This is a genomic window from Pseudoneobacillus rhizolycopersici (assembly GCF_054786815.1).
Genome location: NZ_JBTOOE010000001.1, coordinates 430,363 through 451,481, shown reverse-complemented (window position 1 = coordinate 451,481; position 21,119 = coordinate 430,363). Strand labels below are relative to the sequence as shown.

21 protein-coding genes are annotated in these 21,119 nt (G+C 36.9%); 16 read left to right on the top strand and 5 right to left on the bottom strand.

Going from position 1 to position 21,119, the window contains the following annotated elements; all coding sequences use genetic code 11:
• Positions 1–268 precede the first annotated feature (268 nt).
• The 3 genes from ACX9YW_RS02350 (at position 269) to ACX9YW_RS02340 (ending at position 5,736) form a co-directional block, all read left to right on the top strand.
• Positions 269–3,910 carry a dynamin family protein gene (locus ACX9YW_RS02350; protein WP_460341112.1) on the top strand — a complete coding sequence of 1,214 codons (3,642 nt, stop codon included), beginning with the start codon at positions 269–271 and terminating at the stop codon, positions 3,908–3,910.
• Positions 3,911–3,926: 16 nt separating this feature from the next.
• A complete protein-coding gene (locus tag ACX9YW_RS02345; RefSeq protein ID WP_460341109.1) occupies positions 3,927–4,757 on the top strand; it encodes a sulfurtransferase in 831 nt (276 codons plus the stop codon).
• 112 nt (positions 4,758–4,869) lie between these two features.
• Positions 4,870–5,736, top strand: coding sequence for a 5'-3' exonuclease (locus ACX9YW_RS02340; RefSeq protein ID WP_460341294.1), 867 nt, complete (start codon positions 4,870–4,872; stop codon positions 5,734–5,736).
• 40 nt (positions 5,737–5,776) lie between these two features.
• On the opposite strand, the gene sspL is transcribed toward ACX9YW_RS02340, so the two are convergent.
• On the bottom strand, positions 5,777–5,905 hold the full coding sequence (gene sspL, locus ACX9YW_RS02335) for a small, acid-soluble spore protein L (protein ID WP_460341107.1): 129 nt from the start codon (positions 5,903–5,905) through the stop codon (positions 5,777–5,779).
• Positions 5,906–5,990: 85 nt separating this feature from the next.
• On the opposite strand from sspL, the gene ACX9YW_RS02330 reads away from it, so the two are divergent.
• Together ACX9YW_RS02330 and ACX9YW_RS02325 are read left to right on the top strand one after the other, a co-directional pair.
• Positions 5,991–6,494: a divergent PAP2 family protein gene (locus tag ACX9YW_RS02330; protein ID WP_460341105.1), complete on the top strand. Its 504-nt coding sequence runs from the start codon at positions 5,991–5,993 to the stop codon at positions 6,492–6,494.
• A gap of 25 nt (positions 6,495–6,519) precedes the next feature.
• Positions 6,520–6,810: a DUF6123 family protein gene (locus ACX9YW_RS02325; protein ID WP_460341102.1), complete on the top strand. Its 291-nt coding sequence runs from the start codon at positions 6,520–6,522 to the stop codon at positions 6,808–6,810.
• 8 nt (positions 6,811–6,818) lie between these two features.
• On the opposite strand, the gene ACX9YW_RS02320 is transcribed toward ACX9YW_RS02325, so the two are convergent.
• Both ACX9YW_RS02320 and ACX9YW_RS02315 read right to left on the bottom strand, forming a co-directional pair.
• Positions 6,819–7,748 carry a DMT family transporter gene (locus tag ACX9YW_RS02320; protein ID WP_460341099.1) on the bottom strand — a complete coding sequence of 310 codons (930 nt, stop codon included), beginning with the start codon at positions 7,746–7,748 and terminating at the stop codon, positions 6,819–6,821.
• Positions 7,745–8,152, bottom strand: a complete 408-nt coding sequence (locus ACX9YW_RS02315; RefSeq protein ID WP_460341096.1) for a reverse transcriptase-like protein — start codon at positions 8,150–8,152, stop codon at positions 7,745–7,747. Before ACX9YW_RS02315 ends, ACX9YW_RS02320 begins: the two co-directional genes overlap by 4 nt.
• 120 nt (positions 8,153–8,272) lie before the next feature.
• Between ACX9YW_RS02315 and ACX9YW_RS02310 the strand changes: the two genes are divergently transcribed.
• On the top strand, positions 8,273–8,929 hold the full coding sequence (locus ACX9YW_RS02310; RefSeq protein WP_460341093.1) for a ribonuclease H family protein: 657 nt from the start codon (positions 8,273–8,275) through the stop codon (positions 8,927–8,929).
• 12 nt (positions 8,930–8,941) lie between these two features.
• Positions 8,942–9,130, top strand: a complete 189-nt coding sequence (locus tag ACX9YW_RS02305) for a zinc-finger domain-containing protein (protein WP_460341091.1) — start codon at positions 8,942–8,944, stop codon at positions 9,128–9,130.
• A gap of 53 nt (positions 9,131–9,183) precedes the next feature.
• On the opposite strand, the gene cspD is transcribed toward ACX9YW_RS02305, so the two are convergent.
• Positions 9,184–9,384, bottom strand: a complete 201-nt coding sequence (gene cspD / locus ACX9YW_RS02300) for a cold-shock protein CspD (protein WP_053476725.1) — start codon at positions 9,382–9,384, stop codon at positions 9,184–9,186.
• A 753-nt stretch (positions 9,385–10,137) separates the two neighbouring features.
• Between cspD and ACX9YW_RS02295 the strand changes: the two genes are divergently transcribed.
• The 5 genes from ACX9YW_RS02295 to mntR all read left to right on the top strand — a co-directional run bounded on the left by ACX9YW_RS02295 (position 10,138) and on the right by mntR (position 15,248).
• Complete coding sequence (locus ACX9YW_RS02295) at positions 10,138–10,386, top strand: FeoA family protein (protein ID WP_460341087.1); 249 nt, start codon at positions 10,138–10,140, stop codon at positions 10,384–10,386.
• A complete protein-coding gene (locus tag ACX9YW_RS02290; RefSeq protein WP_460341084.1) occupies positions 10,383–11,075 on the top strand; it encodes a FeoB small GTPase domain-containing protein in 693 nt (230 codons plus the stop codon). Before ACX9YW_RS02295 ends, ACX9YW_RS02290 begins: the two co-directional genes overlap by 4 nt.
• Before the next feature lie 5 nt (positions 11,076–11,080).
• Complete coding sequence (locus ACX9YW_RS02285) at positions 11,081–12,478, top strand: nucleoside recognition domain-containing protein (protein WP_460341081.1); 1,398 nt, start codon at positions 11,081–11,083, stop codon at positions 12,476–12,478.
• A 78-nt stretch (positions 12,479–12,556) separates the two neighbouring features.
• Positions 12,557–14,746, top strand: coding sequence for a DNA topoisomerase III (locus ACX9YW_RS02280; protein ID WP_460341078.1), 2,190 nt, complete (start codon positions 12,557–12,559; stop codon positions 14,744–14,746).
• Between the two features lie 70 nt (positions 14,747–14,816).
• Complete coding sequence (mntR, locus tag ACX9YW_RS02275) at positions 14,817–15,248, top strand: transcriptional regulator MntR (RefSeq protein WP_460341075.1); 432 nt, start codon at positions 14,817–14,819, stop codon at positions 15,246–15,248.
• A 118-nt stretch (positions 15,249–15,366) separates the two neighbouring features.
• Here the strand turns inward: mntR and ACX9YW_RS02270 are convergent, their stop codons facing one another.
• A complete protein-coding gene (locus ACX9YW_RS02270; protein WP_460341074.1) occupies positions 15,367–15,579 on the bottom strand; it encodes a DUF3892 domain-containing protein in 213 nt (70 codons plus the stop codon).
• Positions 15,580–15,719: 140 nt separating this feature from the next.
• Here ACX9YW_RS02270 and ACX9YW_RS02265 point away from each other — a divergent pair, with 140 nt between their 5' ends.
• The 4 genes from ACX9YW_RS02265 (at position 15,720) to ACX9YW_RS02250 (ending at position 21,102) form a co-directional block, all read left to right on the top strand.
• Positions 15,720–17,405 (top strand): formate--tetrahydrofolate ligase, encoded by a 1,686-nt coding sequence (locus ACX9YW_RS02265; RefSeq protein WP_460341072.1) that lies wholly within the window; start codon positions 15,720–15,722, stop codon positions 17,403–17,405.
• Positions 17,406–17,546: 141 nt separating this feature from the next.
• The gene (locus ACX9YW_RS02260; protein ID WP_460341069.1) at positions 17,547–18,392 is read left to right on the top strand and encodes a DegV family protein; all 846 of its coding nucleotides are present in this window, start codon (positions 17,547–17,549) and stop codon (positions 18,390–18,392) included.
• A gap of 239 nt (positions 18,393–18,631) precedes the next feature.
• Positions 18,632–19,231: an HD domain-containing protein gene (locus ACX9YW_RS02255; RefSeq protein ID WP_460341291.1), complete on the top strand. Its 600-nt coding sequence runs from the start codon at positions 18,632–18,634 to the stop codon at positions 19,229–19,231.
• Positions 19,228–21,102: an ABC-F family ATP-binding cassette domain-containing protein gene (locus ACX9YW_RS02250; RefSeq protein WP_460341066.1), complete on the top strand. Its 1,875-nt coding sequence runs from the start codon at positions 19,228–19,230 to the stop codon at positions 21,100–21,102. The genes ACX9YW_RS02255 and ACX9YW_RS02250 overlap by 4 nt, the downstream gene beginning before the upstream one ends.
• The last annotated feature ends 17 nt before the right edge of the window (positions 21,103–21,119 follow it).

Below are 21,119 nucleotides of genomic sequence, written 5' to 3'. Positions count from 1 at the left end.
TCAAGATAAATGTTGTTTTAGGCACCTGTTGATTGGAGCGGAAGGCACTCGACTCCTGCGGGAAATAGCGTCCAGGGTGAGACCCCGTAGGAGCGAAGCGATGAGGAGGCTCACCGGACGCCCCGCGGAAAGCGAGTGCCTGCAGCGGAAATCAACAGTCTAATTTAACACAGCCTTTTTATTCACAGAAATGAATCAAAATGGTATCAAAATTAAAATTTATCGTATAAAATAATACCATTATGAAGTTAATTAAGGGGTAAAAGAAATGATTCAAAAAACAAAACAACTAGACCAATCAGAACTACAGGATATTATTAGTAGTTTATACAGTTATGTACATAAACAAAATAATCTAAATCTTGAGAAAAAACTGGGACAACTTGCCGAAAAAACCAGGAATCAAGAGTATTCGATCGCTTTTTGCGGTCATTTTTCTGCAGGGAAATCAACGATGATTAATCGACTTATCGGTGAGAATTTATTACCGTCAAGTCCAATTCCGACAAGTGCCAATTTGGTAAAAGTAAAAACGGGAGAAGAATATGCCAAGGTATATTTTAAAAAGGAAATACCGCGAATGTATTTGCCTCCATATGATTATGAGCAAGTAAAGAATTATTGTAAGGATGGCGATCAAATTGAATGGGTAGAAATTAGCCATTCAGATTCCAACTTGCCAAAGGGAATTGTGATTTTAGATACTCCCGGTATTGATTCAACCGACGATGCTCACCGGATTGCTAGCGAATCTGCCTTACATTTGGCTGATTTGATTTTTTATGTGATGGACTACAATCATGTCCAGTCAGAGGTAAATTTCCTATTTACCAAGGATTTGACGATTGCAGGGAAAGAGATTTATTTAGTAATTAATCAAATTGATAAACATCGAAACGAAGAGTTATCGTTTCATGCATTTCAAAAATCGGTTGAGGATTCCTTTGCTTCTTGGGGAGTTAAACCAAAAGGAATTTTTTATACTAGTCTAAAAGTACCTACTCATCCGGAAAACCAATATGAAGCTTTACAAACATTCATTACTCAACGTTTTGCAGAAAGCGAAGAGCTTTTACAGGAATCATTAACCATTTCCTTAAAACAACTAGCAAACGAACATTTGCTATGGCTTGAAGAGCAGAATGCTGACAAAAAGGAACAGGCTTATGAACTTCTAGACCGTTTACCAAAAAATGAGTTAGAAATGCTTGAAGAAAGCGGTGGAGAGTTATCCAATCAGATTCAGTCCATTGATGAATCTTTATTAGCTTATGAAACTGAAATTACCCAAGAAACGGAAAAAATATTAAAAAATGCCTACTTAATGCCTTTTCAAACTAGAGAATTGGCCAAAAGCTTTTTAGAAGCCAATCAAAAAGGGTTTAAGGTAGGACTATTATTTTCAAAACAAAAAACGGAAACAGAACGGGAAAATCGCTTAAAGCAATTTTTTGAAGATTTACAAGAAAAAATATCAACACAAATAGATTGGCATCTTCGTGGTTACTTCCAAAAAGTAGTAAAGGAAATGAATATCCAAGATCCAGAATGCTTGCAAATTTCACAAAGTTACCAAACGCCCTTTTCAACTGAATTGCTTGTTGGAAATGTTAAATCTGGAGCGGTTTTATCCGGAGAATATTTATTGAATTATACGAATGATGTTGTCCTAGATATCACAAGAGCCGCACGAAAAGAAATAAATGGGATTGCTGAAAAATTTCATCAAGCTATTGTTATTGGTTTAAAAGAGCAAAGAAAAAAGCTTCAAGATGAGTTAGATCATATAAGTCCGTATTTGACTGCGAAACAAACCTTATCCCACTTAGCGACAAATCAAGATGGAGAAAGTAAGGCTGTCGCTAATATTTTGGCAGGAGAAATAAAGGAATTGCACTTTAAACAGACCTTGTTTACCGCAAGCGAGGAAGAGGTTGAAATTGTTCGAGAAAGTCAAAAATTGATGGTGAAACCGGAAAACAGTTACGATTCTAGTCAAGTTGAAACCTTTAAATCATCTCCATTGGGGACGATAAATAAAAAACATATCATTGATCATTTGAAAAAAACGGCAAGAGAATTAACACCTATCCATGGATTTGAGCACAGGGCTAAGGAATTGATGGAAAAAGCTTCTCGAATTGAAAACCAAGGCTTTACGGTGGCATTATTTGGTGCGTTCAGTGCCGGGAAATCATCGTTTGCTAATGCATTAATGGGTGCCGATATTTTACCTGTTTCTCCAAACCCAACAACGGCGGCGATTAACAAGATTTTGCCAATTAACGAACAATACCAGCATGGAACTGTCAGAGTGAAATTGAAGGATGTTGATCAATTACTTGCAGAAGTGGGTCGATCATTAAAAGTATTTGATTTGGAGGCAACAGAATTTCAGGGAGCCTTAAGTCAAATCGAAAAAATCATCAACCAATCTGATAACTTTATCGGTAATGAAAAAATCCATTTTAGCTTTTTAAATGCTTTTCGATTAGGCTATTCGAACGTTTCTCATTCATTAGGGGAGATTATTCAGACCGATATAAATGATTTCCGTGACTTTGTAGCGAACGAAACAAAATCCTGTTTTGTCGAATGGATTGAATTATATTATGACTGTGAATTAACGAGAAAAGGTATAACGTTAGTGGATACACCTGGGGCTGATTCAATCAATGCTCGTCATACTGGGGTTGCTTTTGATTATATTAAAAATTCCGATGCCATCCTATTTGTTACCTACTATAACCATGCTTTTTCAAAGGCAGATCGCGAATTTTTAATTCAGTTAGGGCGCGTAAAAGAGTCGTTTGAACTTGACAAAATGTTTTTTATTATAAATGCATGCGACTTAGCCAATAGTGATGAGGAATTGCAGACGGTAAAATCGTATGTGGAACAGCAATTACTACAATATGGGATTCGTCAACCACATTTATATGGCCTTTCGAGCTTACTGGCGTTGAGAATGAAACTTGCAGGAGAAAATCATTCCCCTTCAGGTATGAATGACTTTGAAGGAGCATTTTACCAGTTTATTGCGAATGATTTACTGCAAACATCGCTTGCTTCAGCCGAGCGGGATATCGAACGAATCATTAGTGAAATAAATGTATTAATTGAAGCGTCTCATTTAGACGATTCAGTTCGTTTGGAACGAAAAAACCAGTTAAACATTGAACATAAGAAGTTAAGAAAATACCTCATGGATCAATCCAGTAGTTATTTGGAAATGAAGGTTTTACAAGAATTGAAAGAATTACTTTTTTATATAAATCAAAGAGTCTTTCTACGTTTTGGCGATTTTTTTAAAGAATCCTTTAATCCATCAGTATTAAAGGATGATGGGAGAAATCTAAAAAAAGCCTTACAAGCTGCTATGGACGAATTTTTATTAAGCTTTGGTTATGATTTCTCCCAAGAATTACGTGCTACTTCTTTAAGAATGGATGCTTTTCTTCGAAAGCAATTAACAGATTATCATCAAACTCTTTCGAATGGATTAAAAGAAACAAATCCTGCTATTTCACTTTCGTTAAAAGATTTTGAGCATAACCGTCATTTAGAGTTTCAAAATGCCTTTGATCAAATAAATCGGGACATACTTCAAAGAGTATTGGTTCACTTTAAAAGCCCAAAAGCTTTTTTCGAAAAAAATGAAAAGAAAAAAATGAGTGATGAACTATATGAAGTACTTCAGCAGCCGGCTGAAATTTATTTGCAATTAGAAGGTGAACGGCTTCAGGACCTTTACGGGCAGCTATTACGGGAGGAATTTACCGATAAAATTGAAACGGCAATAAATGAAGTTGATGCTTTTTATAAAAGATATCTTTCCTCTTTGGAAAATACAGGTCAGGGCGAAGAATTATCAAATGTATTAACGAAAATTGAAGGTTACTCAAGTTAGCATAGGGGGGAAGTACTTGAAAAACATCATCAGTATTGATGGATTAAAATCAAGGTTAGGTGAGCCTAACCTTGTTCTATTGGATTGTCGTTTTTCTTTAGCAAATCACAAGGCAGGGAAAGAAGCCTATCAACTGTCTCATATTCCAGGAGCTATTTTTTGCGATTTAGAGGAAAATTTGTCTGGAAAAGTAATGGTCCATGGGGGCCGCCATCCACTGCCAAATCTCGAGGAATTAAAATTATTTCTAGAAAATGCAGGAATCTCTAATCAAACGACTGTAGTGTCTTATGATAATGGTGAAGGGGCTTACGCAGCTCGTTTATGGTGGGTCTTGAAATATTTGGGCCATCAGGAGGTTTATGTTCTCGATGGCGGATATGCTAAATGGTGTGATGCTGGATATCCGGTTGATAGAGTCATTCCACATTGGGAAAAAGGCTCTTATGAGATGAATCTAAACTCAACAATACTGGCTTCATATCAAGAGGTAAAAGCTGCTGTGGAAGGCACGAAACAAGCAATATTAATTGATTCTCGAGAAATGCGACGTTATCAAGGGTTAGAGGAGCCAATCGATAAAATTGCTGGTCGCATTCCGGGGGCATTGAATAAATTTTGGAGTGAGGGCTTTGAAAATGGTCTTTTTAAATCACTAGACGACCAGAAGAAGCGTTTTCTTGATATTAATCAAGATGCTCAAATAATTGTTTACTGCGGGTCAGGAGTAACAGCAACACCAAATTATCTGATTTTAGATGAGCTTGGCTATAAAAATATAAAGCTTTACATCGGCAGTTATAGTGATTGGGTATCCTATTCGGACACTCCGATTGAAAGGGATTAATAAATTGGAAAGATATTCGTTCGAAAGCTATTATCTTCCCATGTTATAATGAAACAATGCTAAAGAAATGGAGGAACAAACTGTGAATGAAAGCCAAAATACTCCCCATATTATGTTAGTTGATGGAATGGCCTTATTATTTAGAGCTTTTTATGCAACAGCCATTACAGGACAATATATGATTAATTCAAAAGGGATCCCGACTAATGGTATTTCCGGATTTTTAAAGCATATGTTAACGGCTGTGTCATCTTTTCGTCCTTCTCATTTAGCTATCTGCTGGGATATGGGAAGTAAGACGTTCCGAAGTGAGCTATACACAGAGTATAAAGGAAATAGAGGAGAGGCGCCATTAGAGCTGATTCCTCAATTTGATTTAGTAAAAGAAGTTGTAGCTTCATTTGATATTCCGAATATTGGTTTGGAAGGTTATGAAGCAGATGATTGTATTGGAACAGTTGCTAATAGTCTAAAAGAGAATATGAAGGTTTCAATTTTAACAGGTGACCAAGATATTTTACAATTATTAGATGACAATATTTCGGTTATCTTGTTAAAAAAAGGTTTCGGTAATTATTTAGTTCATACACCAAATAGCTTTTATGAAGAAAAAGGCATTATGCCTCGACAAATGATTGATCTAAAAGGATTAATGGGTGACCCAAGTGATAACTATCCCGGTGTGAAAGGAATTGGTGAAAAAACGGCCCTAAAGCTTTTACAACAATATGAAAGTATTGATGGAATCTTAGGAAATCTTGAAGGTCTTTCAAAATCACATCGTAGTAAAATTGAACAAAGTCTAGAGATGCTTCATTTAAGCCGTAAACTTGCGGAAATAAAATGTGATGTGCCAGTAAGTTGTTCTAGTGATGAGGCCATATTCGCCTTTAATCGAGCGAAGGTGATGAATATGCTTGAGGAAGTAGAACTAAAGGGAATTCATCGTTTCTTAGAATTTGAGAAAGAATATGCCTAGTTTCGGGGGTTACACACTTTTGTGTAACCCCTTTTGGATGTTATTTTGTATTTTTCTTTTTCGCTGCATTTTCTAATTTACTTTTTGGTTCTTCGGCAAACTCAGCATCTTGCCCATACCCTTGTGGATTGACCCCAGGCGCTTTCGTTCCACGACCTTGTTTTGGCATAAACTTTCACCTCCTTTCCTAGTTTACCCACTTAGAATAAAGAAAAGCCTTTATCCTCAAACTATTTGAAGAGGGGTGAAGAAATATGAATAAGGGTGTCTTTATTGCCTTAGCAAGCATTGGTTTGGCTCAAGCTGCAAAAATTCCAATTCATTACTTGAAAAAGAAAGAATGGCGACCGGAAGTAATTTTTCAAACAGGTGGAATGCCTAGCTCACACTCGGCCGGTGTGTCGTCTCTGACTACCTTTGTTGCCTTATCAAGAGGAATTCCAACGATTGATTTTGCCCTTTCTCTTGTTTATGGCCTAATTGTTATGTATGATGCCCAAGGGGTAAGAAGGCAAACAGGTCATTTAACCTTAAAAGTAAATAACATTGATGAATTAGTTGATAAAATCAATGAAGAACGTCCTGTCAAATTTGAGGAAAAATCTCCTGAAAAACTAAAGGAAATGTTAGGGCATGAGCCGGAAGAAGTAATTGGTGGGGCAATATTTGGAATAATTACAGGATCAATTGGCTACGCGTTAACAAAAAAAGATAGAAAATTGTCGAAACTTCGATTAAAATTAAAGGACTTACTCTAAAGAAAAAATGTCCGAGGTAGAAAAAATGGGGAAGTCATTTAATGAACTGGAAGAATTTTTACTGAAAATAAAAGCTAAAGGTTTCCATTTACAGGAGGATGCGATTGGCTTTATTTATTTCGGGAAGCATTTTACCAATGCGCCTGACGAAGTAATCATTGCAGCAATAGAAATGACACTAAAGGCACAGAAATGCTTTGACGGAAGTTTTTATATATCACTGTTGGAAACATTATCGCATCAAAAAGTAACATCAAGGGCAGAAGCGATTCAATATATAAAAGAAAAAGAATTAATTTCACTAGGGACTATGTAAAATGGTCCCTAGTTTATTTGTTGTTTGGTCATGAACTTTTTTCGAAACCGGGCTAGTTTATCAATAGGGAGTTCTGCCAAAACCATCCCTATAAAAATGAACAAACAGCCTGCGATTGCACTATAAGAAAGTCTTTCATCTGCCCAATAGTAACCAGCGATGGCTGCGAATACAGGCTCCATTGCGAAGATTAGTGCTACCCTTGTAGGCGTCGTAAATTTCTGGACACTGGTTTGCACAAAAAAGGCAAGCGCAGTAGCAAAAACTGAGGTTACCACCAAGGCAACAAGAACGGATGAGTTTGAAAAGACGCTTACGCTTAGCATACCTCTAAAATCTTCAAAAATGAGTGAACTGATGATCGAAAGGACAGAAACAGTCAATATCTGAATCGCTGTAAGCAAGAGGGTTGGAAATTTTGCACTATATTTACCTGTGAAAATAATCTGCATCGCAAAACCAACTGCACATATTAAAACATAAAAATCACCAATATTTAAGGCAGATATATCGGTCATTGTTAGTAAAAATAATCCAATCGTAGCAATACAAACACCAATAATGGCACCAAAACTTGGTTTTTGCCTTAGTAGTAAAAATGAAAAAAGCGGTACAAGAACGACGCTAAGTCCAGTGATGAAACCAGCCTTGGATGAGGTCGTATATAAAAGTCCTAGCGTTTGGGTTGCATAGCCAAGAAATAGCCAAAAGCCTAGGATAAATCCTGATAAAATAATCTTTTTTGATAAAAATTGCAACTGCTGCCTTTGAAAGATTACTAAGGCAAGAAAAAGAATCAAAAAGGCGATCAAAAAGCGAAATCCATTAAAAGCAAAAGGCTCTAAAGTAGCAATCGCATTTTGAACAAGAACAAAGGTTGTCCCCCAGACAAAGGAAATAAATAATAAACTAAGATCGGCAAAAGCTGTTTTTTTCATCGTGATGTATCCTGCTCCCCATTTTTTCTAATTGCCAATCGAGCTAATTCATCGGCGGATTTATTTTCGCTGCTTGGGATCCATTTCATGAAAAATAAGTCCAGTTGCTTCGTTAGCTCTAGTGCACGGTCTAATAGTGGTTTATAGATTTTGTTTTTGGCAAATTCTTTTTCGATTGCCCGGTTTACCAGCTCAGAGTCTGTACGAAACGAAACGACCTTATAGTTATTTTCGATACAGATTTCCAATGCCTTTATTAACGCATGGTATTCTGCCTCGTGATTTGACATAATACCTAGTGGAAGTGAAAAACGTTCAACGGCCCCGTGAACTTTGATAAAAATTCCAGCACCACTTGGCCCGGGATTTCCGGCGCTGGCACCATCAATATATACTTCAATCAATAACTAATCACCTCGGTTTTTACATACACTAATGGTAAGTTTACCATATTCGGATAAAATAAAGGAATAAATGAATGTTTATACAAGGTTAAATCTTTCAAGGAGAAAGGTTGATTTACGATGAAATACAAAATTGAGTGGAGCTACAAACGAAAAGGCAAAGCTCCTGTCATATTTCATTCTGAGTGGGTGGATGGAGAAGAGGTAATTGAATTAGGGGAAGAAATTGAAAAGTCAGGGAAGGCTGCTGAGCTATTTTTCTATGACGAATTAGGCACATCATGGACATTAAAAGAAATGAAAAAATTGACCGCTGAGGTTGAAGAAGAGCCGCATGATATTACCGTTTTCTTTGATGGAGGCTATAGCGAGTCACTTAAGGAAGCGGGTCTAGGGGTAGTAATCTATTACAAAGAAGGAAAAAAGAAATATCGGTTGCGGGCAAATGAACAATTCTCCAATATTAATTCCAATAACGAGGCAGAATATGCCGCCTTTTATTTTGCCGTTAACATGTTAGACGAATTAGGTGTGAATCATATGATTTGTGAATTTAAAGGAGATTCGCAAGTTGTCTTAAAACAGCTAGAAGGGGAATGGCCATGTTATGAAGAAGACTTCAATCGATGGCTTGATCGAATTGAGGAAAAGTTAAGGAGTCTTGGAATTGAACCAAGATATACACCAATCCCGAGAAACGAAAATAAAGAAGCGGATAAATTAGCTAGCCAAGCATTAGAAGGAAAAAAAATTAATAGCAAAATGCAAATTATATAGGGGTTAAAGGGTGTGAAGGGATTGAATAAACAACAAATATTGGCAAGTTTAGACAAAGTTCAAAAACAATATTGCAAAGGTTGTTTTCTACACAAACAGTTAAAGATAGAAAAAGGGCGTAGATATGCTCACCGATTTTGTATCACCCAGTGTACAGTTGGAGAAGAAATTAAGAAATATGGGCAACAACTGGTGAAATAAATAGTAAAAGGCTGGCAAATATTTGCCAGCCTGAAAGTTTTTGGTTTAAAAAATTAAAGCTTTACTACGTTAGCAGCTTGAGGTCCACGATTTCCTTCTACGATTTCGAAAGAAACTTCTTGACCTTCTTCTAATGATTTGAAGCCTTCGCCAGTGATTGCAGTGAAGTGAACGAATACATCGTCTCCGCCTTCAACTTCGATAAATCCAAAGCCTTTTTCATTGTTAAACCATTTTACTTTACCATTTTGCATTACTCTTCCTCCTAAGCCTTTCAAAACACCCTTTGGTGCTTTAGATAAATATTATCATTTTAACTATAATTTGAAAAATATAGTAAAAATGATGGTTTTACTATACAACGAATGGCATAAACAGTCAAGAATAGATATCAAATTTTTAGAAAATTTTCACATGTAACTATCATGCAACCACTATTATTCTAATCATAACAGCTAACTAGTTACATATTTATTAATAATCTGAATAAAAGGGTGAGGATATGTATCGGTTTTCGATTAATGGAGAGAGTTGGATATTGAGATTTTCCCCACATATTAATTTAGAACAATCCGAGCGAAATGAAATTGTTCATCTTCTTATCCAATTAGGCAAGGACTTGCGCAAAATTCCTCACGGAAGTGCATTTAGTATTTTTACAGAAAAAATGGGTTTGTTTATTTTTGATGTAGAACGGATTCCTTCACTAATTCTTACTATTTCTAACATTGTATCAAAAGAAAATTGGTATGTTCAAAAAAATTCAAAACTAAGTCCATTTCAATAAAAATTGATTGAAAACTGCTCTTATTAAAAGGGTAGTTTTTATTTTTTTTGCTGTGTTAATTAAACTGTTGATTTCCGCTTCCTCCAATCAACGGGTGCTCAAAACACCCTTTATCTTGAACGTAGTAATTTTTTATAAATAATTTTGACATCTTATGAATAAATTCATATTATAAAGAAAAGTTGGTTGAAGGAAACATATTGAGATGGAGGAAATAATCATGGATGAATCAAATGTTGTTCTTTTAGCCCAAGGGAAAAAGGGGCAATTGATTAAGGTAACAAAGGTTTTAGTAGAAGGTGTAATGAGAAGAAGACTGTTTGATTTGGGCTTTGTCCCAGGAGCGATTGTAGAGGTAGTTAGAAAAAGTCCATTAGGAGATCCAATCGCTTTCAGGGTTAGTCAAACCTTAATTGCTTTAAGAAAGGAAGAGAGTCAAAAAATTGAAGGGGAGTTGATTGAAAGATGACCAAAAAATCATTTCGTTTGGCTTTAGTAGGCAATCCTAATACAGGTAAAAGCACTCTCTTTAATGCCTTAACGGGTCTAAAGCAACATACTGGCAACTGGGCAGGTAAAACGGTCGATCTAAAAGAAGGCTTATTTGAATACAAAGGAAATTCCTATAAAATGATTGATCTACCTGGAAGCTATTCGCTTTTTTCCAATTCTTTAGATGAGCAAGTGGCAAGGGATTATATTTTATTTGAGCAACCCGATGTGACGATTGTCGTTGTCGACTCAACTGCGTTAGAACGAAATTTAAACCTGGCTCTTCAGGTGTTAGAGGTGACAAAAAACGTTGTCATTTGTTTGAACCTGATTGATGAAGCTGAAAAGAACGGGATTAACATCAATGAAAAAAAATTAATGAGACGTTTAGGAGTTCCGGTCATTAAAATCTCAGCACGTAACAAAACGGGGATATCGTTTTTGCAAGATACAATTGACCGACTCATGACAGGAAAAATTGAGTGTAAGCCAACCCAAATCCAATACGATTCGGAAACCGAGCAAAATATTCTCTATCTAGAAAAGAAATTAACAAAAATATTCGGAGATGGATTGCCACTAAGATGGCTGGCATTGAGAATGCTTGACGGGGATAGTAGTTTAATTAAGGCGATAGAAGAAAAGTATTTTCATATGGGGGTCTAAATAATATGGGTAATCAATTGCACCAAGTAGATGAGTTTCATAGTCTGCTAGATGAAGCAAAACAATTAAGCTCTACTGATCTACGCGACAGGATTGTTGAAAAACTGTTTATGGAAAGCAACCAAATCATAAAATCGGGGGTTATTTATTCTAAATCAAAACAAGACCGGCTGACCGAAAAGTTAGATAATATCTTTACCTCACCCATTATCGGATTTCCAATTATGCTTAGTATTTTAGGACTCATCTTCTACATTACAATTGCCGGAGCAAATATTCCATCAGGTCTTCTTGCAGATTTCTTTGTCTTTTTGGAAGAACAACTAACCAAGATGTTTCAATTCTTACATGCTCCTCAATGGCTTCATGGAATCATAGTTTTAGGATTATATCGTGGAACAACATGGGTTATTGCGGTTATGTTGCCACCTATGGCGATATTTTTTCCGACATTTGCTTTATTAGAGAATTATGGGTATCTGCCAAGGGTTGCCTTTAATCTTGACCGGTTATTCAAATCAGTAGGCGCACATGGCAAACAATCTCTTACGATGGCAATGGGGTTCGGCTGTAATGCGGCTGCCATCATGTCCACTAGAATTATCGAGTCCCCAAGGGAGCGAATGCTAGCCATCTTGACGAATAATTTTGTACCATGTAACGGCCGGTGGGGAACACTGATTATCCTTTCATCATTGTTTATGGCATCGGGCTTTACAGGAGGTATGAAATCACTCATCTCAACAACTGTGATTGTCGGCATAGTTGTATTTGGAATTATCGTTACGTTTGCTGTTTCATGGGGGCTATCCAAAACCTTATTAAAAGGAGTACCTACTCACTATACTTTAGAACTTCCTCCCTATCGTAAACCTAAGATTTTTGAAACGGTTGTCAGAGAATCCTTAACGAAATCATTGTCGGTGTTAATGCGTGCCATTAAAGTAGCCGCACCGGCAGCAATCCTAACGTGGGTTTTAGCCAATATCACGATAGGAGATTCTAGTATTCTCCTCTATATTGTCGAATTTCTTGATCCCTTAGGCAAAGCGATTGGTCTAGATGGATATATTTTAATGGCTTTTTTGGTTGGTCTGCCTGCCAATGAAATTGTATTGCCAGTGCTTTTAATGGGCTACTTATCTACCGGAGCTCTAATCGATGTCGATGGGATTAGCGGTATTAAGCAAATTTTCATTAATCACGGCTGGACATGGCTTACAGCGCTTAATATGATGTTATTTTCACTTTTACATTATCCATGTGGCACGACTCTACTGAATATTTATAAAGAAACAAAAAGCCCGAAATGGACATTCCTGGCATTTTTAATACCAACATTGATTGCTTTTGCCGTTACCTTTGTTGTAGCCTTTATCGTTCGAAGTGCTCATCTTATATAGAAACTCTAGCTTTACGAAATCCATGAATAAGCCTAAAATAAAACTGAATCAAATAATGATAGAATGAAGGCGATTCAGATGAAGTTAATCATTGCAGAAAAACCTGACCAAGGCTCAACATTAGCTTCTGTGTTTAAAAACAAAAAGCAAAACGGCTATATTGAAGTGCTGCCTAATGAAATTTTCCCCAATGGCGCTTTTGTTACCTGGGCGATTGGCCATCTTTGTGAGCTTGCTGCACCTGAAAAGTATGATGCCTCTTTTAAAAAATGGTCATTACAAACATTGCCAATTTCCCCGGAACACTATCAATATGAGGTGGTCAAGAGTAAGAAAAAGCAATTTGATATCATTCAAAAACTGGTCCATCACGCTTCCGTAACAGAAATCATCCACGCGGGAGACGCCGGGCGAGAAGGAGAACTGATTGTACGAAACATACTACGTTTATCGAAATCCAATAAACCAATGAAGCGTCTTTGGATTTCCTCCCTAACTGCCAATTCAATTAGGGAGGGCTTCAAAAATCTATTATCCGAACTAGATACGAAAAACCTATATTTTGAAGCCTATACGAGAGCTTGTGCTGATTGGTTAGTAGGAATGAATGCTTCAAGATTATACAGTTTACTTTTACAGCAGAAAGGGTTTTCCGATGCTTTTAGCGTTGGAAGAGTCCAAACACCTACATTGGCACTAATCGTGAAGCGGGAGCTTGAAATCGAAAATTTCATATCTGAACCTTTTTGGGAAGTTGAAGCCAGCTTTATTTTTGGCAAAAATAAATATACAGGAAAATGGGAAAAGGACGGTCATTCCAGAATCGAAACAAAAGAACTGGCAGAAAAAATTGCCGCCTTTTGTGAAAAAAAAGCAGCGGAGATTTCCGATGTCCAAGCTGAAAAGAAGGAATATTTGCCCCCCTATTTATACAACCTATCAGCCTTGCAAACTGAGGCAAACAAACGATTTAAAATGTCACCGAAAAATACGCTTGACACTTTACAAAAGCTTTATCAAAAAGGAAATATTTCATATCCGCGTTCAGATTCGCGATTTGTTACACCTGGGGAGGCCAAAACATTTCCAGGCATTTTACAAAAATTCAGTCAACTCCAAGAATATCAGGATTTATTTCCACTTCCAATTCCATCCATTCAAAATAACAGTCGCTATGTAAATGAGAAAAAAGTCACTGACCACTATGCGATCATTCCAACTGAGCAGATTCCGAATTTAAATAAGCTTTCTGCTGAAGAAAAACAATTATACGACCTAATTGTTAGGAGTTTAATAGCGGCGCATTATGAAAAATCGATTGTGGAATATACAACGGTAACGACCCTTGTAGACGGGAGAGCTACCTTTATTTCAAAAGGGAAGGTACAGCTTCAAGAAGGCTGGAAGAAAGTGATACCTACATTCGAAAAAGAAAAGGATACCTTGCTGCCGAATCTCGAAAAAGGAGAACAAGGTCGAGTTGATAAAGTGAAGGTGAAAGAAAGCAAAACACAACCGCCAAAAAGATATACGGAAGGTCAATTAATCAATGTGATGAAAACGGCAGGAAAGCATCTCGATGATAAGGAATTGGAAAAAGTTTTACTAAAAACAGAGGGTCTAGGAACAGAAGCCACTCGTGCGGGGATTATCACCATGTTAAAGGATCGCAAGTATATTCTGGTGCAAAAAAATCTCGTCTATGCTACAGCCAAAGCAAAGGTTCTCATTGCTGCAGTTGGTGAGCAAATACTTGCATCACCTGAAATGACGGCTAAGTGGGAACAAAGACTCCATGAAATTTCAGAAGGAACGGCATCTCCTGGTCAGTTCATGGAACAAACCAAGAAAATGGTCCAGCATTTAATTGAAAGCACCTGCCAGTCTATGCATTTATGGGAGTTTTCTTCCCAAATACAGGAGGAATTTGAACCTAGAAAGTTTAAAGGCAGTAAGGGGGCAACTCAATTAGGAAAATGTAAAAAATGTGATGGTAAAGTAGTGGATAAGGGAAGTTTCTACGGCTGCTCTAATTATAATGCTACCCATTGTAACTTTACGATCTCGAAAAAGATATTAGGAAAATCGATAACGCAAAAGCATGTAAAAGCCATTCTCGCTAATGGGATAACAGAACAAATTGATGGCTTTACCAGTAGGGAGAAAACGTTCAGCGCCAAACTGACCTGGAATCCGGAACAGCAAAGGGTTGTTTTCGTATTTAGCCAATCATCCCATAGCAACCAGTTAGAAATCACGCAAAAATAACCAATTCCCTTGTCCTGCTTTCCCTTCTATAGTAAAATTTAGTTTGATTGAGTGTACAGGGGGTCCATTAATGCCAACACCAAGTATGGAAGATTATATCGAGCAAATATATATATTGATTGAAGAAAAGGGCTATGCGAGAGTTTCGGATATTGCTGAATCACTTTCGGTTCACCCTTCCTCTGTAACAAAAATGGTACAGAAGTTAGACAAGGATGAATACTTGGTTTATGAAAAGTATCGGGGGTTAATGTTAACCCCAAAAGGAAAGAAAATTGGAAAAAGACTTGTGTTTCGACACGATTTATTAGAGCAATTTATGCAAATAATTGGTGTGAAAGAGGAAAACATATATGTTGATGTTGAGGGAATCGAACATCATTTAAGTTGGGATGCAATTGACAGGATTGGTGATTTGATACAATTTTTCGAAGAAAACCAAGAGCGTGTCGAAAGATTGAGGGAAATTCAAAAAGGTAACGAAGAAGGATCAGACTTTTAGTCTGATCCTTTCATAATGGCCATTTTCGAATAGAATGTTGCTCTTCGTATTAGTTTTTATCCCGTATAACATTTTGTCTCGTTGGCATTTATTTGTGAGAATTTACACGAAAATCGGCCTAATAAATTTGAGGGTAATGGTCAAACGACTCCTCCGTCATAGGAGATAAAACTCTTTCACCTACTGAGTTAGAGTCAATAGTAACTCCATCAATAATACCATTCTCTACCTCCATTAAAGCTTTTCGATAAGAAATAATCCTCCCTGAAGATGTTTGGAAACTAATGATGTCTCCGGAGTAATTTCGATGCAAAGCAATAATTGTGTCCAATTTATGTCACATCCCTTTCTTTTTTATAGTTTTAGCCTGATTAAATGATAATTAATCAAAGAAAAACATTTTCCCAATAACAGTGAGAATGTTAAAATAGAGTGGGTTGAACTATTATGGATAAATGGTAGGGGGATTACATGGAAAAGATCAAGTATAAATCGGATATTGAAATTGCTCAAGAAGCAACAATGAAACCTATTCTTGAAATCGCTTCCAAACTGGGTTTGTCGGAAGATGATCTTGAGCTCTACGGCAAGTACAAGGCAAAGCTTTCCACTGAAGCACTTAATAAAATTCAAACAAAACAAAGTGGAAAAGTAATTCTCGTCACAGCTATTAATCCAACTGCAGCGGGAGAAGGTAAATCCACCGTTACGGTTGGGTTGGGAGATGCTTTTAATCGCATCGGAAAAAAAGCAATGATTGCTATGCGTGAACCATCATTAGGACCCACGATGGGAGTAAAAGGTGGTGCAACTGGGGGAGGCTACGCACAAGTCCTTCCAATGGAAGATATCAACCTACATTTTACTGGTGATCTTCATGCCATTACTACAGCAAACAATGCACTTGCAGCTTTTATCGATAATCACCTGCAACAAGGAAATGAATTGCAAATTGACCAACGTCGAATTGTTTGGAAACGGGCAGTTGACCTTAATGATCGCGCTCTTAGAAAGGTTATCATCGGTCTTGGTGGACCGACTCAAGGTGTTCCACGAGAAGATGGATTTGATATTACAGTAGCTTCAGAAATCATGGCTGTATTATGCTTGGCTACTGATCTACAAGATTTAAAGAAACGCCTTGCTAAAATGGTTGTTGCATATAACTATCAAAAGCAACCTGTTACCGCAGGAGATTTAGGAATAGAAGGAGCTTTAACTCTTCTGTTAAAAGAAGCCGTTAAACCAAACCTTGTTCAAACCATTGAAGGTACTCCAGCTCTTATTCATGGCGGACCATTTGCAAATATTGCCCATGGTTGTAACAGCGTCATTGCGACCACAACAGCATCTAAACTTGCTGATTTTGTTGTCACTGAAGCTGGATTTGGTGCTGATTTAGGTGCAGAGAAGTTTCTGCATATTAAATCAAGAAGTGCTGGTTTTAAACCTGAAGCAGTTGTCATTGTCGCTACCATTCGAGCTCTTAAAATGCATGGTGGTATGTTAAAAACAGAATTAGTAAACGAAAATGTTCAAGCGCTTAAGGATGGTTTTGCAAACCTTAAAAAACATGTTGAAACAATTCAAAGTTTTGGCTTACCTGCAGTTGTGGCGATTAACCGATTTGTCACTGACACGGAAGCTGAGGTTCAAGCATTATTAGACTTTTGCAAGGAACAAAGTATATCTGTTGCCCTAACTGAGGTGTGGGAAAAGGGTGGAGAAGGTGGAGTAGAACTTGCTAATAAAATTGTTGAGGCAATCGAAACACAAGAAAATAACTTCGAACCTTTATATGACCTAACGGACTCCATTGCAGATAAAGTCAGAACGATTGTCCAAAAAGTTTATGGTGGAAGAGATGTAGAATTTTCATCGAAAGCGAAAAAGCAACTACAGGATTTTGATAGCTATGGTTGGTCAAATCTTCCAGTTTGTATGGCGAAAACCCAATATTCATTATCCGATGATCCGACAAAGCTTGGTAGACCATCCGACTTTACCGTTACCATTCGTGAATTTAAGCCTTCAATTGGTGCCGGCTTTATCGTTGCCTTAACAGGTGATGTTATGACAATGCCAGGCTTGCCTAAAAAACCTGCTGCGCTTAATATGGACGTTGACGAAAACGGGAATGCTTTAGGATTATTTTAAGGCTAACAAAAAACAGACCAGAGGCAATATCTCTGGTCTGTTTTTTGTTATTGCCTAATATAGTCTTATAACTCATAATATGATAGTAAGAGTTATAATTAACTACTAGTATCTACTACTAATTATTAAGGGGGATAAAAGTTGACGAAAAAAATTGCTTGGGTAACTGACAGTACAGCATTTATTGATGAGGAGATACAAAATAATCCAGATGTTTATACCATACCAATGATGATTATTTTGGACGAAAAAGAATATTTAGATGGTATTGATTTAACCCCACAAGAGTTATATACAAGATTAAAAACATTAAGTACTCCACCGAAAACTTCTCAACCTTCAGTTGGCGAATTTCAAAAGCTCTATGAGGAATTGGGGAAAAAATATGATATGATTATTTCCGTTCTTATTTCTTCTAAATTAAGTGGAACCGTTTCTTCCAGCCAGCAAGCGGCCCAGTTGGTTGACGTTCCTGTAGTAACAATCGATTCGAAAATATTAACCTATCCTTTAACAGCTTTAATCAAAATGGGTATTGAAAGACTTCAAGAAGGTGATGAAATTGAAAGCGTTATCAACTTTCTTGAAGAGCAGACCAGTAAAAATGAAACCTATGTCTTAATTGGAAGCTTGGAACAATTGCATCGCAGCGGGCGAATGAATGGAGTCCAATTCTTTTTGGGGAGCATGTTAAACGTAAAACCAATCATTAGCATCGAGGACGGTAAACTGGAGACAAAAGAAAAAGTAAGAAGTGAAAAGAAAGCAAAAGAGAGAATAATTGGATTACTACAAAAGGCTAATGAAAAATCTCCAATAAAGGAAGCTTACATTTTATATGGATTAAATCCGGAAGAGGCGTTGAGATGGAAAAAGGACTTGGAGGAACAATTTTCACAAATAGAGTTTATTTTATGCCCATTAAGTGCTGTAATTGGCGTTCACGCCGGAGAAAATACATTAGGTATCAGTTGGTATAATCGCTAAAAGTGTCCGTTGGGCACTTTTTTTTATGGAAATGGGGCGCCAGCGACGCTGAAGAGAATATGTTATCTAACAATTGAGAACCGGATTTTACTGGCCAATTGAAAATAGTTTTAGCTCTGCTTTTCTCACACCGCCATTATTTAGATAGGTTATGATAAAATAAAAATGTTAGAAGGTGAGGGAGTTTGGTGACAAGACAACAAATTATTAATGAAACAGAAAATTTCGTTAAAAGTGTTATGGGCGATGATTCAACAGGTCACGATTGGTTTCATGTGGATCGGGTTCGAAAAAATGCTTTATACATAGCGAGTAAAGAACATGAGGGTGACTTGTTTATCATTGAGATGGCGGCCCTTTTACATGATATACCGGATGAAAAGTTAAATGAAACCATAGAGTCTGGCCAGAAACGGCTGCAAGATTTTTTAAACAAAATCGAACTTGAATCTGAATCTAATCTTAAGATTTTAGAAGTTATTCATTCTATATCATTTCGCGGTGGTGAGAAAAAAAATCTCCCTTCCTGGGAAGCTAAAATCGTTCAAGACGCAGACAGGCTTGATGCTATAGGGGCAATAGGAATAACGAGAGCGTTTGCTTATGGAGGGAAAAAGGGAAACCCAATATATAATCCTTCATTCAAAATAAGAGAAAAGATGACTGTCGAAGAATATCGTCACGGTAAATCTTCTAGTATCCACCATTTTTATGAAAAACTTTTATTATTAAAAGACTTATTAAATACAGAAACGGCAAAACTGATCGCAGAGGACCGGCACCGCTATATGGAACAATTTTTAACACAATTTTATCAGGAATGGAATGGTTTAGCTTGAAAATGATTTCAATTGAAAATGTGTCAAAAACATATGGAGAGAAAAAACTATTTGATGGGATCTCCTTTACAATAACGGAAAAAGAGCGAGTTGGTCTTATTGGGGTTAATGGAACGGGTAAGTCGTCACTATTAAAAATTGTTGCAGGTATTGATCTCGCAGACGAAGGGGAAATTGTAGCCGGCAAAGATTACACTGTTTCCTATTTATCACAGCAACCTGAACTAGACGGAAATTTGACTGTATTAGAACAGGTTTTTAAGGGAGATTCACCAACTTTTAAAATCGTACGTCAATATGAAGCAGCGCTAGAACAACTAAATGTCGACCCTAATAACAATCAAGTTCAAGATCGATTATTTTCACTTCAAAAGGAAATGGATACATTAAATGCTTGGGATGCTAGTGCTAATGCGAAGGCTATTCTCAATAAATTAGGGATAGAAAATTATCAACAAAAAATATCAGAACTTTCAGGTGGCCAGAAAAAGCGAGTTGCCCTTGCTGAAGTATTAATCGATTCCCCTGACTTGTTAATATTAGATGAGCCAACCAACCATCTTGATTTTGATTCCGTAAAATGGTTAGAGGATTATTTAAGCCGATATAGTGGCGCAATTTTATTAGTTACTCACGACCGATATTTTTTGGATCGAGTGACGAACAGAATTTTTGAATTAGATGGCGGAAATTTATATAGCTATAAAGGAAATTATGCTTCTTTTTTAGAAGCCAAAGCCATTCGTGAAGAAAACGAGTCAGCCTCCTTTGAAAAATTGCGCAATTTATATCGTAACGAGCTTGAATGGATGAGAAGGGGTGCGAAGGCTAGAACAACGAAGCAGAAGGCAAGAATTCAAAGATTTGAAACTTTAGACGACAAGCTTTCTACACAGAAATCCACAGACAAGCTTGATATTGCCTTAAGTGGAAGTCGGCTTGGAAAACAGGTTTTTGAACTAAAGAGTGTCAGTAAAAACTTTGAAAATAAAGTAATCCTTACTGATTTTGATTATTTAATGAAACCTGGAGACAGGATTGGCATCATTGGTCGTAATGGCACCGGAAAGTCGACCTTGTTAAATTTATTGGCAGGCAGAATTCTACCCGATAAAGGTGAGATTATCACCGGTCAAACCGTTAAAATCGCCTATTATACCCAAGAGAATGATGATATGGATGAAAATAAACGAATGATTGAGTATTTAAAGGAAACCGCTCAAATGATTCATACCACTGACGGTAAGTACATTTCAGCTGCTCAAATGTTAGAGCGTTTCCTTTTTCCAATGAATACACATGGAACGCCTATTCGAAAATTATCGGGCGGTGAAAAACGTCGCCTTTACTTATTAAAGAAATTAATGGAAGAGCCTAATGTTTTGATTTTGGACGAACCTACAAATGACCTGGATACTCAAACCTTAACGGTCCTAGAGGATTATTTAGATGATTTTCCCGGGGTTGTCATTACCGTTTCTCATGATCGATATTTTTTAGATAAAGTGGTTGATCAATTACTAGTCTTTGAGGGGGAAGGTGTCGTAACTTCCTACTTTGGCACTTATTCAGATTATTTGGAATCAGAGCTTGCCAAAAAAGAAGTGAAGCCAAAAGTCGAAGTGCAGAGACAGCAACCTGAGAAAAAGAAAAAGAAAATGACCTATAAAGAACAAAAAGAATGGGAAGAAATGGATGATAAGATTTCTGAGGTTGAAGCTGAATTGTTGAAGGTTTCTGAAGAATTATCTGTGGTTGGCAGTGATTTTGAAAAGGCTCATCAATTAGCGGAAAAAGAAGCAAGTCTAAATGAACAATTGGAATATTTAATCGAACGATGGTCGTATTTATCAGAACTGAATGAATCATAAATCACTTTAGGTGATTG

Excerpts from the sequence above, each read along its gene's own strand:
- ACX9YW_RS02285 (WP_460341081.1), top strand. The coding sequence starts at position 11,081 with ATGGGTAATCAATTGCACCAAGTAGATGAGTTTCATAGTCTGCTAGAT.
- sspL (WP_460341107.1), bottom strand. The coding sequence starts at position 5,905 with ATGCCAAAACAAGGTCGTGGAACGAAAGCGCCTGGGGTCAATCCACAA.
- ACX9YW_RS02310 (WP_460341093.1), top strand. The coding sequence starts at position 8,273 with ATGAAATACAAAATTGAGTGGAGCTACAAACGAAAAGGCAAAGCTCCT.
- ACX9YW_RS02350 (WP_460341112.1), top strand. The coding sequence starts at position 269 with ATGATTCAAAAAACAAAACAACTAGACCAATCAGAACTACAGGATATT.
- ACX9YW_RS02265 (WP_460341072.1), top strand. The coding sequence starts at position 15,720 with ATGGAAAAGATCAAGTATAAATCGGATATTGAAATTGCTCAAGAAGCA.
- ACX9YW_RS02280 (WP_460341078.1), top strand. The coding sequence starts at position 12,557 with ATGAAGTTAATCATTGCAGAAAAACCTGACCAAGGCTCAACATTAGCT.
- ACX9YW_RS02290 (WP_460341084.1), top strand. The coding sequence starts at position 10,383 with ATGACCAAAAAATCATTTCGTTTGGCTTTAGTAGGCAATCCTAATACA.
- ACX9YW_RS02320 (WP_460341099.1), bottom strand. The coding sequence starts at position 7,748 with ATGAAAAAAACAGCTTTTGCCGATCTTAGTTTATTATTTATTTCCTTT.
- ACX9YW_RS02330 (WP_460341105.1), top strand. The coding sequence starts at position 5,991 with ATGAATAAGGGTGTCTTTATTGCCTTAGCAAGCATTGGTTTGGCTCAA.
- ACX9YW_RS02255 (WP_460341291.1), top strand. The coding sequence starts at position 18,632 with ATGGGCGATGATTCAACAGGTCACGATTGGTTTCATGTGGATCGGGTT.
- cspD (WP_053476725.1), bottom strand. The coding sequence starts at position 9,384 with ATGCAAAATGGTAAAGTAAAATGGTTTAACAATGAAAAAGGCTTTGGA.
- ACX9YW_RS02295 (WP_460341087.1), top strand. The coding sequence starts at position 10,138 with ATGGATGAATCAAATGTTGTTCTTTTAGCCCAAGGGAAAAAGGGGCAA.
- mntR (WP_460341075.1), top strand. The coding sequence starts at position 14,817 with ATGCCAACACCAAGTATGGAAGATTATATCGAGCAAATATATATATTG.
- ACX9YW_RS02325 (WP_460341102.1), top strand. The coding sequence starts at position 6,520 with ATGGGGAAGTCATTTAATGAACTGGAAGAATTTTTACTGAAAATAAAA.
- ACX9YW_RS02340 (WP_460341294.1), top strand. The coding sequence starts at position 4,870 with ATGTTAGTTGATGGAATGGCCTTATTATTTAGAGCTTTTTATGCAACA.